The following is a 15,474-nucleotide window of genomic DNA, read 5'->3' on the forward strand; positions in this document are numbered from 1 at the left end:
GCTATGCTTGTGTTGCATGCTTCGCAACCATTCACCACCCGGCAGCGCATCGGGGTCCAAGGGGCCGGTTCCCTGGCGAATTCAGGGCAGCGCCCTGGTGGGGTTCGGGGCGAAGCCCCGACAAAGGCTTTCATATCCAAGCATTTCTTGCAAGGATCCTGAATGATTGCCATGCCTCATCCTCAAACCGAAGCGGGCAGGCAAGCATACCCTCATGGCCACAACCCTTCAATTTATTTTGGTGGGGCGCCGAAGGTGCCGGGTGCTGAATGGTTACTGACATGGGGTGTCTGAACGATTACAATGCGCTTGCCCTGGGAAAATTTATTGAGGGGTCGCCTCCAGGAAAGGATTGCTGTAACCTCCCCAGGAGGCGTTGCCGGATGATGAGAGAACGCCAGGGAAGTTGAGCATCAGCCCAAAGATGGGGGGAAACATGGCTGCAACATCGCCTGCTGCCGAAATCGATGATCCCGATTTTGTCTGGTTTAACGTGGTCGAGCCCCTCTCCTTGGAAAAGTTGCGTGGACGTCTGGTCATTCTGGATTTTTGGACCTCCTGTTGTATCAATTGCATTCATGTCCTCGACAGTTTGAAGCATCTGGAAGCCCGTTTCCCGGATGAGGTTGTGGTCATCGGCGTTCATTCGCCGAAATTTGCTGCCGAGGAGAGCAGCCGCGTCGTCGCTGGCGCCATTGCCCGTTACCAGATTCGGCACCCGGTCATCCAGGATGTGGGCATGCGGCTTTGGCAAAAGTATGGCGTTCAATCCTGGCCCACACTGATTTTTATCTCACCCGCCGGCAAGGTGCTGGGAGAGGTGGTGGGTGAACCGGACCTGGATGCGTTGGAAGAGTTTGTGGAACAGGCCCTGGGCAAGGCCAGGCGCAAGGGTGAGTTGCGCACTGCGCCGTTGCTGCGCACCACTCCTGAACACCCTGCGGGCCGCTTTTTCTTTCCGGTGCGCATCAAACCGATTCCCGACAACAATCCCAGGCGTCGTTGGGTTGTGGTGGATAGCGGTCACCACCAGATCGTCATCCTGGCCGATGACGGGACGGAAGAGGCCCGTTTCGGGGATGGTTTGCCCGGTTTCCAGGATGGAGCGCCGGATGTGTGCCGGTTTTTCAATCCACAGGGGGTCGTTGCGGGGGTGGACGCCATTTATGTGGCAGACACGTTCAACCACGCCATCCGCCGGGTTGATTTGGTGACGGGCCAGGTCACTACGTTGGTCGGCAATGGTCGGCGTGGTTTTCCGCTCATGGTGACGCCATCCCATGCGGCGCATACCCAGCTGGCTTCGGTTTGGGATCTGGAGTTGCTGGAAGATCAGCTTTTTTTTGCCAACGCCGGCACCCATCAGCTGGGGAGTTTGCACCTGCGCTCGGGTGAAGTGACCCTGTTGGCCGGGACAGGTGGCGAGGATCTGGCGGATGGTCCGGCCCAATCGGCCATGTTGGCGCAACCCAGTGGATTGGCCTTGAATCCGATAGAAAAGATTCTCTATTTTGCTGATAGTGAAACCTCTTCGGTGCGTGCCCTCGCCCTCACGGGCGAAAAACGGGTCGATACCCTGATCGGCAAAAGCTTGTATGATTCCGGCCATATCGATGGGCCGCTCCACCAGGCCTCCCTGCAATATCCGCGTGGCCTGGCCTGGGCGGGCGATCATCTTTGGGTCGCCGACAGCTTCAACCACACCCTCCGTATCATCAACCTGGCCGAGAAGCACATTGGCGATCTGGAGGCGTTGGGGTGTCAATGCACCGAACCCCTGTGTCTGCCGCTGATGGAACCAGCCGGCGTGGCGGTAGACTCTCCTGATCGCCTGTTGGTTTGTGATACGGGTCATCACCGGATCCGTGAATACCGTCTGGATGCGAAGACTTGTCGCACCTTGGCTGCCTGAGAGCTTCGAGCCGTTGCGCCCCGATGGGAAACCAGTCATGAACTGGTTGTGCCGCAGGGTGTGTTGCATTCTGGTTGCGGGGCTTCTGATCGGAGGGGCGGAACGAGGTTTTTGCGATGCCACGGCAGCGGAGCTGGTCGAAGCAGGTGTGATCGCTGCCCGCCAACACGATTTTCGGCAGGCCATTGCCGATTTTGACCAGGCACTGACCCAACCCGAACTCACCCCCAGAGAACGGGCTGTCACGCTGAATAACCGTGGCAACGCCCGCAAAAAGCTGGGGCTGTATGAGGAGGCCTATCACGACTACACCCTGGCCTTGCGTCTGGATCCAGATCGACCCAAACCCCTGCATGACCGGGGCGTGGTCCGCTTTCTTCAAGGGCAGTTTTTTGCCGCAGCGCTGGATTTGCAGGAGTTTTTGCGCCGGGAACCCGATATGGCTTCACCCTATCCGTATCTTTGGCTCTACCTTGCCCGGGCACGTGCTGAAAACGAAAAAAATAGTGGTCATGTGTTTGATCACACCCCTTTTCAGGAACAGATCACCTGGCCCGGACCTTTGATCCGCCTACATCGCGAGGCGCTGGATGTCGATATGCTGCTTTCCTTTACCGGCGACCGGTCGACAAACAAGCACATGGAAAACCAATGTGATGCATTTTTTCACATCGGCGAGTACCACCTTTTGCGAGGGAATCGGCAGGAGGCTCGCCGATGGTTCGACAAGACCCTGGCTACCGGCATGCAGCACCTGGACGAGTACGCCGCCGCCCGCGCCGAACGACAGGCATTGGAGTTGGACGCCCCTGCAACGCTCCCATCCCTGCTGGAGTTGGATCCGGAGGCGGTTTATTCTCCCCGGCCTGAGTCCTTTCCCGAGCGTAATTATCCACCACCTGGCCACGAATCGGGATCCAAGGGGCCGGCTCCCTGGCAGGTCCAGGACGGAGTCCTGGTGGGGTTCGGGGCGAAGCCCTGACAAAGGCTTTCATATCCAGGTTTTTTTTGAAAGGGTGATGAATAGTTACCACTTCAAATCATGTCGGTTGGTCCACTACGTTCGGGATATTTCCCCCAGCATCAGATTGATCTTGGCGGCGCAGATATAGTCGTTCTCGGTCAAGGCAGCCACCGCAGCCGTTGCCCAGCGTACCCGGCAGCGATCATAGGAGAAGACCATTTCGGGGTGGTGATCCTCCTGCAAGGCGATTTGGGCCACAGCCTGAACAAAGGCGAGGGTCTCAGCATAATTTTTGAACCAGAACAACCGGGATATTTCCAGACCATCCGATCCCAGCACCCACTCCGGAACTTCCTTCAGAAGTGCGCGGGCCTGGTCGATATCCAAGGCTGGATCGACCTCTTGATAACGGCGGCATTTTCGCTCATGCAATTGAGTCACGGCTTCCCCCTTTAGTGAACCAGGCCTCAGACAGATCAGGAGGAAGAGCATCCTTTTCTGCAAGAAAAGCCTGGATATGTGAAAGCCTTTGTCAGGGTTTCGCCCCGAACCCCACCAGGAGGAAGGGCGCAGCCCTTCCTCCTGGACCTCCATCCCAGTTTTTCAAGCGTTCTTTGGGTGGGTGCCTGCCCTATCCGAACATCCTTGGGTCATGAATCCCAAACGATCCATTGGGTATCCAAGGGGACCGAGGCGTTGGTGTTGGCAGGGATGACCCGTGGCGTATAGTGTTCGGCAGGCCGGTCGGCGGAAACTTCGCCGACGTAGGTGTACCCATTGACGGCTCCCAAGAGAGTGTGATCACGGCGCAGGTTGATCACCGTGGGCGCCTGCTTGGGATTGTCGGCATAAAGTTGCACGATGACGTGTTCGGCGGAGATATCGCCCAGATAGACCGGAATACTGAACCGGCGCTGTCCATTCTCCAGGTTTTCGATATAGCGGCCACCAAAGCGGACGGCGTTGCGTCCCCGGTTCAGCATCCGCCGCCAGGCGACCAGATCCCTCCCCACGTGGCCACCTTGGTGGGCGCGCTTGGCATACCCTTCTGCCAGGGGAATATAATATTTTTCCGAATACTCCCGCACCATGCGGTTGGTGGAGAAGAAGGGGGTCAGGCGGGCCATGCTCTCGCGCATGCGCTTGACCCAGGCCTCCGGGATCCCCTGGGCATCGCGCTGATAAAAGTCCGGAACAATATCGTTCTCCAACAGGCGATACAACTCATCCGCCTCGGCGGCATCAAGCTGTTCATTGTGCTCTTCGGCGTGCTCCATGCCGTCGCCCAGGGACCAGCCCACCGCCGGGTCATAGGCCTCAGCCCACCACCCATCCTGGACGGAGAGGTTGAGCCCGCCATTGACCAGAACCTTCATGCCACTGGTACCGCTGGCTTCCCAAGGGCGACGCGGATTGTTCAACCACACGTCCACCCCTTGCACCATGCGTTCAGCCAGAAGCATGTCATAGTCGCTGATGTAGATGGCCCGCTGCCGCACATCGGGGCGGCGGCAGAACTGCACCCAGGCTCGAACCATGCCTTGACCAAACCTGTCGGCAGGGTGCGCCTTGCCGGCGATGATCAATTGCACCGGGCGTTCCGGGTGATTCAGGATGCGCACGAGACGATCCGGATCCCGCAACAACAGGTTGGGACGCTTGTAGGTGGCAAAGCGCCGGGCAAAACCGATCGTAAGAATATTGGCATCGAACAGGGGGTCGCTTTGCAGGCGATCCGGGGAGGTGGTGCCAATCTGGTGCTGCTCGTCATAGGAGCGGACGTAATTGACCAGGCGATGGCGATTGTCCATGCGCAGGCGCCACATGTCGGCATCGGACTGCTGCCGGATGCGATCTTCCATGCCCTTCAATTCGTCATCCCAGCGGTCATGGCCACAGGATTTGTCCCAGAAGGTGAGAGATGGCGGGGACTCCCAGGAGGGGACATGCACACCGTTGGTGACATGACCCACCGGAACCTCCGCCAAGGGCCAGCATGGGAAAAGATTGACAAACAATCCCTGGCTGACCTGCCCATGCAGGCGGCTCACACCGTTGATGGCATGGCTGCCTCGGATCGCCAGATAGGCCATGTTGAAGGGGGCGTCTGGACCTTCATCCGGCGCACGGGCCAACTCCATCATGGCATCGAGGGTGATGTGCAGCCCCTCGGTGGCATATTTTCCCAGGTAACGCTCGACGAGATAGCGGGGGAAACGATCGAAACCGGCCGCAACCGGGGTGTGGGTGGTGAACAGATTGCCCGCCCGGGTGATCGCGATGGCCTCCTCGAAGGTGACATCGTGGGCCCGCATGAAACTCTTGGCGCGTGCCAGCACCACCAACGCCGCATGCCCCTCGTTCAGGTGACAGACATCCGGCTCGATCTTGAGCGCCTGCAACAGACTCCAGCCACCGATACCCAGCAAAATCTCCTGCTGAAGACGCTGCTCCAGTCCACCACCGTAAAGCTCGGTGCTGATGCAACGATCCATGGGAGAGTTGAGGGGGTCGTTGGTGTCGAGCAGGTAGAGCGTGATGCCGCCGATACGGGCCTGCCAGACACGCACCCAGACATCCCGGCCCGGGAAGAGGGGAAGGTGCAACCGCAGCCACTCCCCGGAAGCATCGCGCACCTGGGTGACCGGAAGCTCGCTCGTGTTGTTGGCCGGATACATGGCGATCTGGTTGCCATCTTCGTCGACAGCCTGGCGGAAATAGCCACTCTGGTAGAGGATGCCGACTCCGGTCAGGGGAATGCCCAACTCGCTGGCGGCTTTCAGGTGGTCGCCGGCCAACAGGCCGAGGCCTCCCGAGTAGATGGGCAGCGCCTCGCTGAGGCCGAACTCCATGCAGAAGTAAACGATGTTTTTTAAAGGAGATTCGCGATGCCGACGCGAAAACCAATGCTCGCTGTTGGCAATTTTTTTCTGCATCTCCTGGAGGGATTGGACCGTAGAATGAAATTCCTTGTTTTCTTTTAATTTATTCAAGGTTTGTTTGGAAACGGACTGCAACACCAGCCAGGGGTTGTGGGTCATGTGCCACACCTCCTGGTTGAGTTGCTTCCAGAGCGCGTCGGCCTCGTGATTCCAGGAGAAGCGCAGGTCCAGTGCCAGATCGATCAATCCCTCCAGACCCGACGGCAACATGGGATAATAACGACTCAACGGGGTGGTCATGGCATTTCCTCTTGATCACTTGTATGATGCAGACCAATCTTTGTCTGACAGCGGAAAAAAATGGCAACAGAATCCTGTCTCTCCCCCAAGATGAGACAAGCGATCCCGCCGATGGAACCCCACAATCTATAATAAAAAAAAACAATGTCAAGAAGGCCAGAAAAAAACCGGGTTGTTGTTCATCGCCGGGGAGGGGTGCATAATGTGATGCGGGGCGGCGGTTGCCTGCGTTCTTCCCGGTGGTGGTTTGGAGTGGAGAGTCGATGAAAGCCCAAGTCGTTTCGCCCATTGGCCGTGGACTCACCTGGGGATTGGCGGACGGAAGGGAACTTCCCCACATTTTCGTCATTGCCGGACCCAATGGCGCCGGAAAATCCACGACGGCACCGATGCTTTTGCGGCACCATTTTGGGGTGTTCGACTATGTCAACGCCGATACCATTGCCGCTGGCCTTTCCGCCTTTGCTCCGGAGCGCGCCGCCATGCAGGCCGGACGCATCATGCTCCGCGAGTTGCACCGGTTGCAGGCAAAACATGTCGATTTTGCCTTCGAGACCACGCTTTCGACCCGCAGCTATCTCCCCTGGCTGGTCAAGTGCCGCAACGATGGGTATCAGATCAGCCTGTTGTTCATTGCTTTGTCCTCTCCCGAGGTGGCAACGGCCCGGGTGGCGGAGCGGGTTCGCAACGGCGGGCACGGCATCCCCGAGCATGTCATTCGGCGCCGCTACTGTCGTGGCCTGGGCAATTTTTTCACCCTTTACCAGCCCGTTCTGGATCGGTGGTTTTTGGTCGATAATTCCCTTGCAGCCCTTCCGACGATTGTGGCATACGGTGGAACCGGAATCGCGCCTGCTGTCCTGCGTGCGGATCTGTATGCCCTTTTGGAGGAGCGTTATGCCAAGAGATGAAGAGGGATTTTTTCAGCCACAAGCGGACGGGCGCCAGGCACCCGAGTCCCTCGGTGTTGAAGACTTTGCTGCCCGGGTGTTGGCAGCGGTGGCAGAGGGGGGCCGTCGCGCTGCCCTCGAACACAAACGCGCCGGCATCCCCATGGCAGAGTGGCGGGAAGGGCGTCTGGTGCTTATCCCCCCGGAAGAGATCCAGGTTCCTGAAACGCCAGCCCGCTTTCCGCCTTGATCCGTACCTGCCAACGCAGAAAATGCCAGGGGGAGTTTGGTGTTTCATCCGTTACCATGTACACCTTTACCTGTATAACAGTATAAGACTACGGGGGATAATGGAAGATTTTTCGTCGGGGGAGCTGTGATGCTACGTCGTTTGCGGGGGTCAACCCTGGTTGCCAAGTTGCTCGCCATGGTTTGGACCATGGCCGCAACGCTCTTTGTGGTTGTTTTTGCAGGCATCATGAGCCAGCCCGACGCGCAGGAGACCGAATCTGGTACAAGCCTTGTTGCGCTTGTGGTGGTGATTGTCTTTTCTTCTCTTGGGGTTGCCTTCGTGTACTGGCTTGCTCGCATGGTCCAGGGCCAGATCGACGATGCCATGGAGAAGGTCCATCGTGCCACGGAAGGAGGGTTGACACTCGACGATTTTCGGGATGCTGCTGGTGTTGCCCCAGATCCATGGCAGCGCACCTTGGCCGAATGGGTGACAACCCGAGAGGGTTTGCGGGGACAGGTCGCTGAGCAACAGAGACATGCTGCTGAATTTGCGGATGTCTTGGAAAGAGGCCTCCGGGATGTGGCACATTGCAAAACCGCCCTGGATCGACAGAGCCGGATGGTGGCATCGGTTGCTGGGGAGATCGTGCCGATCCTGGAGGCCATCGTGGCCTCGATGGGGCAAAACGATCAGGATTTTCATACGGTATCCGCTTCGGTGGAGGAGATCAGCACCAATATGGCCTCCATCTCGACCACTGCCGACACGGTGGGTACCAACCTGCAATCCGTCGCGACACGGTCGGGGACAGCCAGTGCCAATCTGCGTCAGGTACGGGAGGCTGCGGAACGTTCCGGGAGCCGGTTGCAGGCCGTTGCCAGTTCCCTGGGACACATGTCCACCACCCTGGGAGCCATCAAGAACCGATGTAAGAGTGCCCGGGATGAGTCCGAAATGGCCAATGCCCAGGTGGCCGGCATGGCGGATGTCATGAACAAGCTCTCCCACTCCACCTCCCAGATCGGCAGAGTGGTTGAAGTGATCAAGGATATTGCCGAACAGACCGACATGCTGGCCCTGAATGCGTCGATAGAGGCAGCCGGGGCCGGCGCTGCCGGCAAGGGGTTTGCGGTGGTGGCCAATGAAGTCAAGGAACTTGCCCGCCAGACCGGCCAAGCCACCCGGATGATTACCACTCAGGTCAAGGAAATTCAGGGCAATACCCAGGAGGTGGTCGATGCCACCCACAACATGGTCCGATTTGTTGAACGTATCCGCAATGCCAATGACGAAATTCTTCTGGATGTCGATCATCAGGACCAGACCATGGTGGACGTGGCCACGGCCATGGCCAGCGCTTCGACCGAGACGCATGACGCCCTGCAAAGTCTGGGAGAGTCTGTCGATGGTATTGCCGAGGTCAATCGTAATGTCCAGGATCTCTCGGTTGGTATTGGCGAGGTGACCCGCAACATCGCCGAGATGGCGATCGCAGTCCGGAGTGTGCCCCCCACCATCGTCCACCTCTCTGAAATTGCCCAAGGTGCGGTTGGACAATTACAAGAGGGCGCCCGCCTGGCCCGGGAAGTGACAACGCATGCGGATGCCCTGCACAAGACAGCAGAGGAGTGGATGAATACGTACAATAAAATCAACTTTTCAGTCGCCAACCGAGGTGAAAGAGCGACACCGCAAGGGCAAAAAGCCCGATCATGACGAGCAATACAGCCGGGATGGCCCAAACAGGGGCGGTTTGCCCACTGCCGAGGACGCCGTGCCGAAAAAGATCGACCAGGTAGAAGACGGGATTGAATAAAAACACCCCCTGCCAACCAGCGGGCAGCATGGTGTTGGCAAAAAACACCCCGCCCAGGTAGACCATCGGGGTCAGGATAAAATTGCCGACCAACGACACTTGATCGAAGTTTTTGGCCCAAATCCCGGTCAACAATCCGATCAGGCCGAAAATGGCCGCCATGATCAGGGCGGCGCCAATCAGTAAAACTGGATTGGCGATGGAAAAAACGACAAAACAACGTGATGCCAATAGAATGGAAGCACCTACCAGGATGCCTCGTGCCATCGCGGCGGCGGTGAAAGCCATGACAATCTGCGCCGGTTTTAACGGCAAGGCGAGCAGGTCGGCTTGCAACATGCCCAGATATTTCATCTGAATCAGCGAAGAGCTGGAGTTTTGAAAGGCGTGCTGCATGATTCCCATGGCAGCCAGGCCAGGCGCCAGGAATTGAAGATAGGTGACCCCCACGCCGGTCTCTCCGATGCGTTGCCCCAACGCACCACCGAAAATGGCAAAATAGAGTAGGGCAGATATCAGGGGCGCCCCCAGGGTTTGCGACCAAACCAGAAGGAAACGCAAACACTCCCGCCGGAATAGCGACCAGTTTCCATACCAGTTCACGATTGTTTCCCCGTCAGGCGCAAAAAGACATCCTCCAGACGTGGCCGATCGATGCGCAGATCGGCTGTTTTGCCGGCCACGGTGCCCAGCCAGGAAAAAAACTCCTGCTGGCGTTCCACGGTAAACTCACCTGTGAGGCGGAGCCCACCCGCATCCATCTCCCCCGTGGCTAAGCCGACGGGAAAAGGAACGGCCTCGTGCAGATCGATCTCAAACTGCCGGGAACCAAAAGCGGCCAACAAGGCGGGAGTGCGGTCACAGGCTACGACCTCTCCATCACGCAGCATGGCGACCCGTTGGGCCAGCTCCTGTGCCTCCTCGATGTAATGGGTCGTCAGAATGACCGTTGTGCCATTCTGGTGTAGTTCGCGCACAAACTCCCACAGGGAGTGCCGCAGGGCGACATCAACCCCGGCGGTCGGTTCGTCGAGAATCAACAGGCGTGGTTTGTGGGCCAATGCCTTGGCGATGGTCAGACGCCGCCGCATCCCCCCGGAGAGGGCCTTGCTGTTTTTATCGGCATAGGGAGCCAGATGCAGGCGTTCCAGCAACGCATCGATCCAGGCCCGATTGTCGGCAATGCCGTAATAGCCGCTATGGTGTTGCAGTATCTCCCGTACCGAAAAAAAAGGGTCCAGGGCAATTTCCTGGGGTGTGTATCCCAGCAGCATGCGCGTCCGTTGTGGGTGCTTGTCGATCGAAAGACCAAATACCGTGACATGACCAGAGCTTTTGGTCACCACCTGGGCAACGATGTTGATCAAGGTCGACTTGCCGGCGCCATTGGGGCCCAGTATGGCAAAAAACTCGCCCTCGCCAACCTCCATGTCGATTCCGTGCAAGGCCTTGGCGCCGTTGTGATAGTGTTTGGACAATCCGACGATGGTCAATGCGGGAGTCATGCGTTCAGGTTAACCTTCATGGTAGACTCGGCCCCCTTGCCAGTGCGATAGGAGAGGATGTGATGTATGGCATGAAATATGCAGTGCATTCCCAAAAAACAACCCCAAAATCAACCAGGCAATCATTCGGTGTGGTGATGAGTCGGCCAACACCACAGGACTAAGGACGGGACATGGTGCCAGGGATCGCCGCAACCCTTTTTTCCATATTTGTGATGCTGTTTCCGCTGGCAGCCAGGGCTGTGGTGGGTGACCAGGGGGCTTACATCACCAATGCCTATTTTTCCGATAAGCTGGTGGAGGTCGGGAATGTTTTGAAACCCAGCTCCGTGGTGAGTGTTTTGCCTGCCAACATGTCCGGTGTCAACGGCTATTTCATCATGGATGTGGTGTTCGTCGAGATGGGGCGGCACCAGCTCCAAATTGATATTCTTGACAAAAACGCCAAAAAGATTGCCGATATGGCCTATGACCCGGTTCAGGTCAAGGACAAGGAGCATGTTTTTACGGTTGTGGGCTCGGTGGCTGGGGAGTTCCCCAGCGGGTGGTTGTTTTTCAAGGTTTTTGATCAGATCAACGGCAAGGAACGGCAGCACCTCAGCACCTTTTATATCATGACCCGGGATCCGGCAGAGGAAGATCGTGAACCACCGCGTGGAAGAAAGAGTGGGCAGGAGAAAAAACCACCGGCTGTTGCGGACAAGAGCGCCCTGGGGGAGTTTCACTTTACGCCCAATGCTGCCTTGGAGGATCAGACATCTTCGGTATATGATCCGCCAGGAAGAGAGTCTGGATCGACCTTTACCGCAGGCGTTGCCGACGCCGCGCATACCGGACCCGCCTCGCCGTTTGTCTCTCCATCGCCCCGCACGACCGGATATTCCATTTATCTGGGATCCTACGCCAACAATAAGGGGGCGGAGCTCGTTACCTCCAAGGTCAATGCTTTGGGGATTCCCAGCTTCTACCGCCTGATCGAGGTTAATGGCCGGAATTATTTTCGAGTCAATGCCGGATCCTTTGCCGACGCATCCGAGGCAGAGTTGGCTGCCAAATTGATCGAAGAGAAAACTGGCATCAAGGGGAGCGTCCATGATCTGGCTGCGGAGAAGGCCGTGGTGCAACAAAGGGAGGGAGGAAAGAAAGGAGCAGTGCAACAAAATACCCCGCCTGCGGCGACAGAGCCTGATCTGATCTATGTGGGTTCGTTTTCTGAACGCAAGCCGGCTTTGGATACCTACAGAAAACTGGAAAAAATGCAACTTCCGGTATTTCACCAGCTGACAAAGGTGGGATTGCAACCATTTGTGCGTCTTTTCGTCGGTCCGTTTTCGGACAAGGAGAAGATGCATGCTGCCCTGAAATCCCTAAAGGGCACACTCGGCATCAAAGGGGTGCCGCTTGCCAGTGGAAGCGCATCCGTATCTACAGCCGCTTCGGGGGGGGGCGTTGATCCGGGTGGCTCGGCGAACGGAGAAGGGGCGACGGCTATGGCATCCCCGAAGGGCGCCATGGACCCGAAAGCGGTGGAGACGGATGCGCCAGGCAAGGGTGGCAAGCAGGTTGCTGTCAAAATGTTTTCGTTTGTCAACAAGACCCATGCCGAGCAAAAGCTTCAGGAGTTGTCGGGCATGGGTTTCCCTGTGTTTCAGAAGGTGGTCACGGTTGGTCAGCGCCGGTACCACCAAATCTACCTTGGTCCCTTTCAGGATCGCCGTGCGGCTCAGGATGCGGCGATTGCCGCTGCACGTCGTTCAGGTCATGGTGGGACCATTCTCCCTCTTCAGAAACCAGACCAGATTGCGGCGACACCATCTGGTGTTTCGGCGCATCCCGAAGTGGGACAGAAGTCGGAACCAACCAGTGACAAGACCCCTCCGGATGCCGTTGTCTTGACCATCGAGGTGGTTACCTACCTGGATCGGACCATGGCGGAAGGGATGAAAAACAGAATATTGGGTTGGGGTTTGCCCGCCTTTATCCAGGGTGAGCAGGTCAGGGATCGGGAGGTTTTAACCGTTTTTGCCGGGCCTTTTACGACCGCAAAGGCTGGTGAAAAGGCCCAACGCCTGATTGCGGCAAAGTCGGGTATTCAAGGGACTTTGCAACAGCAAATCTTCTCGGCGGCCAGTTACGGCGGTGCCACTGCGGCGGACAAGTCTGCAGATCAAGGGGAGTGGGGCAGAGGGGCGGGTGGAACCTCATCCGGAGAGGTGGGGTATTGGATCTATTTGGGATCTTTCAACCAAAAAAAACGGGCCGATGCCATGTACAAAAAGTTGTCAGCATCTGGCCTGCCCATGACCAGGCAGGAGATTGCCGTGGTTCAGGGACGCTTGCCGACTCTTTGCTCCGGTCCTTTTCCCACCCGGCGCGAAGCTGAAGAGGCGGCTCAGCTGATACGTGATGAAACCGGAATGTCAAAGCTGCGTATCAGGGAGGCCCCTGCTGCGAAAATAAATGGTCACGAGGGATGCAAACCTGGATCTTGAAGCAGGATTGTGGGAGAATGACGAACTGATGGTTCGTGAGTGTTGGTCTTATCCGGTTCCCCATTGATGAAAATCCGCACCCGGGCAACCTTCCACATCCTGCCCCTGGTCCTGTTGATCCTCGCTGGGACCACCCTCCTTCACGATGTGGTCTACGGCTACTTCCTTGACAGGGAGATCCACAGCCGCCTGCGTGCCGTCGCCCTGATCCAAAAGAAGCGTCTTGACGATATCCTGGAGTGGCATACAGAACGGGTCGGCTTGATCGCCAGCAGATCCAACCTGCGTCAGGCTCTCTCCCAGTACCTGGACCAAAGGGGGGACGCAGTCGGATCCGGGGTGCGTTCGTTGCTGTTGGAGATTCTCCATGCGACGCCCGGATTCCGCAAAATAACCTTATTGAATCCAGCGGGTCAGTCGGTTCTTTCCACGGATCCCGGTGATGTCGGCATCGATCACTCCAAAGAAGATTATTTTGTCCGTGCCCATGAAACCGTTACGGTCGGGGATCTGTTTCATGACGAAGCGGGTGAGTTGAACGGTCGTTTGGGGGGGCCTCTGCTTCTGGGCAGACGTTTTCTGGGTGTTTTGCTCGTGGAATCCCGCATGCACAGCCTGTTGGGTGTGGTTCAGGATGACACCGGACTGGGTCGGAGTGGGGAGGCCATGCTGGTCCAAAAAAGCGCCAAGGGTGAACTGCTCCGTTTGACACCCAGCCGATTTGGCCATTCCCTCGCCAAGACTCCCATGCATTCAGGCAGCGCCCTTGGCGCCATGATCGAGGCCGGGATGCTCGGGGGAGATCGCGAGGCTGGAGATGGCTTGGATGAGGATGGCCACCCAGTGCTTGTTTTTGTGCAACCTTTGGCCAAGGTCGATTGGAGCCTGGTTCTCAAAATCGATGCGGAAGAGATGCGCGCCCCGGGCCGATCAGCGCGTGATGGCGCCTTCCAGGTTTTGGCGGGAATGGGGTTGGTCGTCTTTTTCCTGGTGACCCTGTTGACCCGGCGTCTGGTCCGTCCCCTGGAGGAGGTCAGTGCAGCCATGCAGCTGGTGGGCAGGGAGGGGCAGGAACAACCCGTCATCTACGATCGGCTCGATGAACTCGGGGATCTGGTGGCCGCTTGCAACGCAAGGAGTGCGCGCCTTAACGATGCGCATCGCCGGATTCAGGAAAAAAGCCGACTCCTGGAACGCCAAATGGGTGAACGGGAGCGTCTGGAACGCTCCTGTCAGGAATCCAATCTGCTGTTGGCAAAAATTTTTTCCAATCATCACCTTCTGGTGGCTCATCTGGATTCCCGTGGCAATTTTTTGCGGGTCAACCCCCTGTACGCCGAAGCGGGTGGGCATCCTCCGGAATATTTTATAGGGCGCAATTATCTCGACCTGTTTCCCGACCCCAGCTTGATGGCTCATTTGCAGCAAGTCTTGAACACCGGAAAGCCGTGGATAGCGCATGATCACCCCTTTGAGTTTCCGGACGCCAACCATGCGTCGGGCCGCTATTGGGATTGCTCCCTGGATCCCCTGCACACGCCACGGGGGGAGGTGAGTGGATTGATCTGGCACATGCTGGATGTGACCAGACGCAAAGAGTCTCTCATGGCCCTTGAGGGGAGCGAAAAACGTTATAGGGACTTGTTCGAGAACGCCCCCATTCCCTATTGGGAGGAAGATTTATCCCAGATCAAGGATTTATTGATTGATTTAACCAACAAAGGGGTGGAAGATCTGGGCGCCTACCTGTGTGCGCACGCCGATGTTCTGGAGGAGTGTGTGCGGCGCGTGCATATCACCGATGTCAATCGAGCATCCTTGACTCTCTATGGAGTTGGCGACAAGGGCCAGTTCTGCCGAGTGTTGCCAAAGATCATGACACCGGAATCCATGCAAACGTTCGCCGACGGATTGGTTGCTCTGGCCAATGGGGAAAATACCTACTCTTGTGAATCACGTCACCTTTCCCTGAACGGCAGGTTGCTTCGGACCATGGTTCATGTCTCACTGACTCCTGGCCACGAAGGTGATTGGTCACGGGTTCTTGTTTGTATTCTTGATCTGACTCTGCCAAGAGATCCTGAAGGGGTTTGACAGGAATGTCGCGCCGCTATGCGGCCTTTTTTTACAGACGATGTTGGATCACGGCTGTGTTACATGGTCAACGTGACCCAAACGAATGGGAGTCTCAAGATGCGAAATGCAGGTACCAAATGGCTTGGGTTGGCTGGCGGGTTGGCCTTGGGGTTGATCATCGCCAGTCATGGCATGGCACAGGAAACGGTCGTTTTGGGGAGTCGTCCTGTCGCTGAGAGCGGTCCTTCCGGCAAGGAAGCGCCTGGTGGATCTGGATCGGAAAATTCCGGGAGTTCTGGGGGTCTTCAATCGATGCACGGATCGACTGGGCCTGGATTTGTCCAAGGTTCCGGCGAATCGGGCATGATGGGCGGTCCTGGCGGTCCAGGGATGATGGGTGGC

At 57.3% G+C, this 15,474-nt stretch carries 11 protein-coding genes; 7 read left to right on the forward strand and 4 right to left on the reverse strand.

Annotated elements, in window-relative coordinates; genetic code table 11:
- Nucleotides 1-436 precede the first annotated feature (436 nt).
- Nucleotides 437-1,912, forward strand: a complete 1,476-nt coding sequence (locus HQL63_03325) for a redoxin domain-containing protein (protein MBF0175868.1) — start codon at nucleotides 437-439, stop codon at nucleotides 1,910-1,912.
- Nucleotides 1,913-1,949: 37 nt separating this feature from the next.
- Complete coding sequence (locus tag HQL63_03330; GenBank protein ID MBF0175869.1) at nucleotides 1,950-2,894, forward strand: tetratricopeptide repeat protein; 945 nt, start codon at nucleotides 1,950-1,952, stop codon at nucleotides 2,892-2,894.
- A gap of 75 nt (nucleotides 2,895-2,969) precedes the next feature.
- Here the strand turns inward: HQL63_03330 and HQL63_03335 are convergent, their stop codons facing one another.
- Together HQL63_03335 and glgP are read right to left on the reverse strand one after the other, a co-directional pair.
- Nucleotides 2,970-3,317, reverse strand: coding sequence for a 4a-hydroxytetrahydrobiopterin dehydratase (locus tag HQL63_03335; GenBank protein ID MBF0175870.1), 348 nt, complete (start codon nucleotides 3,315-3,317; stop codon nucleotides 2,970-2,972).
- Between the two features lie 209 nt (nucleotides 3,318-3,526).
- A complete protein-coding gene (gene glgP, locus HQL63_03340; GenBank protein ID MBF0175871.1) occupies nucleotides 3,527-6,058 on the reverse strand; it encodes an alpha-glucan family phosphorylase in 2,532 nt (843 codons plus the stop codon).
- A gap of 263 nt (nucleotides 6,059-6,321) precedes the next feature.
- Between glgP and HQL63_03345 the strand changes: the two genes are divergently transcribed.
- The 3 genes from HQL63_03345 to HQL63_03355 all read left to right on the forward strand — a co-directional run bounded on the left by HQL63_03345 (nucleotide 6,322) and on the right by HQL63_03355 (nucleotide 8,899).
- Nucleotides 6,322-6,969, forward strand: a complete 648-nt coding sequence (locus HQL63_03345) for a zeta toxin family protein (protein MBF0175872.1) — start codon at nucleotides 6,322-6,324, stop codon at nucleotides 6,967-6,969.
- The gene (locus tag HQL63_03350; protein ID MBF0175873.1) at nucleotides 6,956-7,198 is read left to right on the forward strand and encodes a hypothetical protein; all 243 of its coding nucleotides are present in this window, start codon (nucleotides 6,956-6,958) and stop codon (nucleotides 7,196-7,198) included. Before HQL63_03345 ends, HQL63_03350 begins: the two co-directional genes overlap by 14 nt.
- 129 nt (nucleotides 7,199-7,327) lie before the next feature.
- The gene (locus tag HQL63_03355; GenBank protein MBF0175874.1) at nucleotides 7,328-8,899 is read left to right on the forward strand and encodes a hypothetical protein; all 1,572 of its coding nucleotides are present in this window, start codon (nucleotides 7,328-7,330) and stop codon (nucleotides 8,897-8,899) included.
- On the opposite strand, the gene HQL63_03360 is transcribed toward HQL63_03355, so the two are convergent.
- On the reverse strand, nucleotides 8,835-9,602 hold the full coding sequence (locus tag HQL63_03360) for an ABC transporter permease (protein ID MBF0175875.1): 768 nt from the start codon (nucleotides 9,600-9,602) through the stop codon (nucleotides 8,835-8,837). The two genes, HQL63_03355 and HQL63_03360, sit on opposite strands and share 65 nt — an antisense overlap.
- Nucleotides 9,599-10,504, reverse strand: coding sequence for an ABC transporter ATP-binding protein (locus tag HQL63_03365; GenBank protein ID MBF0175876.1), 906 nt, complete (start codon nucleotides 10,502-10,504; stop codon nucleotides 9,599-9,601). The genes HQL63_03360 and HQL63_03365 overlap by 4 nt, the downstream gene beginning before the upstream one ends.
- 173 nt (nucleotides 10,505-10,677) lie before the next feature.
- Between HQL63_03365 and HQL63_03370 the strand changes: the two genes are divergently transcribed.
- The gene (locus HQL63_03370) at nucleotides 10,678-12,996 is read left to right on the forward strand and encodes an SPOR domain-containing protein (protein MBF0175877.1); all 2,319 of its coding nucleotides are present in this window, start codon (nucleotides 10,678-10,680) and stop codon (nucleotides 12,994-12,996) included.
- A 66-nt stretch (nucleotides 12,997-13,062) separates the two neighbouring features.
- Nucleotides 13,063-15,090: a PAS domain-containing protein gene (locus HQL63_03375; protein MBF0175878.1), complete on the forward strand. Its 2,028-nt coding sequence runs from the start codon at nucleotides 13,063-13,065 to the stop codon at nucleotides 15,088-15,090.
- Nucleotides 15,091-15,474: the final 384 nt, after the last annotated feature.

This window comes from Magnetococcales bacterium (assembly GCA_015231175.1).
Classification (GTDB): domain Bacteria; phylum Pseudomonadota; class Magnetococcia; order Magnetococcales; family DC0425bin3; genus HA3dbin3.

Coding starts and splice junctions, on each gene's coding strand:
- HQL63_03330 (MBF0175869.1), top strand. CDS start 1,950: ATGAACTGGTTGTGCCGCAGGGTGTGTTGCATTCTGGTTGCGGGGCTT.
- HQL63_03345 (MBF0175872.1), top strand. CDS start 6,322: ATGAAAGCCCAAGTCGTTTCGCCCATTGGCCGTGGACTCACCTGGGGA.
- glgP (MBF0175871.1), bottom strand. CDS start 6,058: ATGACCACCCCGTTGAGTCGTTATTATCCCATGTTGCCGTCGGGTCTG.
- HQL63_03355 (MBF0175874.1), top strand. CDS start 7,328: ATGCTACGTCGTTTGCGGGGGTCAACCCTGGTTGCCAAGTTGCTCGCC.
- HQL63_03375 (MBF0175878.1), top strand. CDS start 13,063: ATGAAAATCCGCACCCGGGCAACCTTCCACATCCTGCCCCTGGTCCTG.
- HQL63_03365 (MBF0175876.1), bottom strand. CDS start 10,504: ATGACTCCCGCATTGACCATCGTCGGATTGTCCAAACACTATCACAAC.
- HQL63_03325 (MBF0175868.1), top strand. CDS start 437: ATGGCTGCAACATCGCCTGCTGCCGAAATCGATGATCCCGATTTTGTC.
- HQL63_03350 (MBF0175873.1), top strand. CDS start 6,956: ATGCCAAGAGATGAAGAGGGATTTTTTCAGCCACAAGCGGACGGGCGC.
- HQL63_03370 (MBF0175877.1), top strand. CDS start 10,678: ATGGTGCCAGGGATCGCCGCAACCCTTTTTTCCATATTTGTGATGCTG.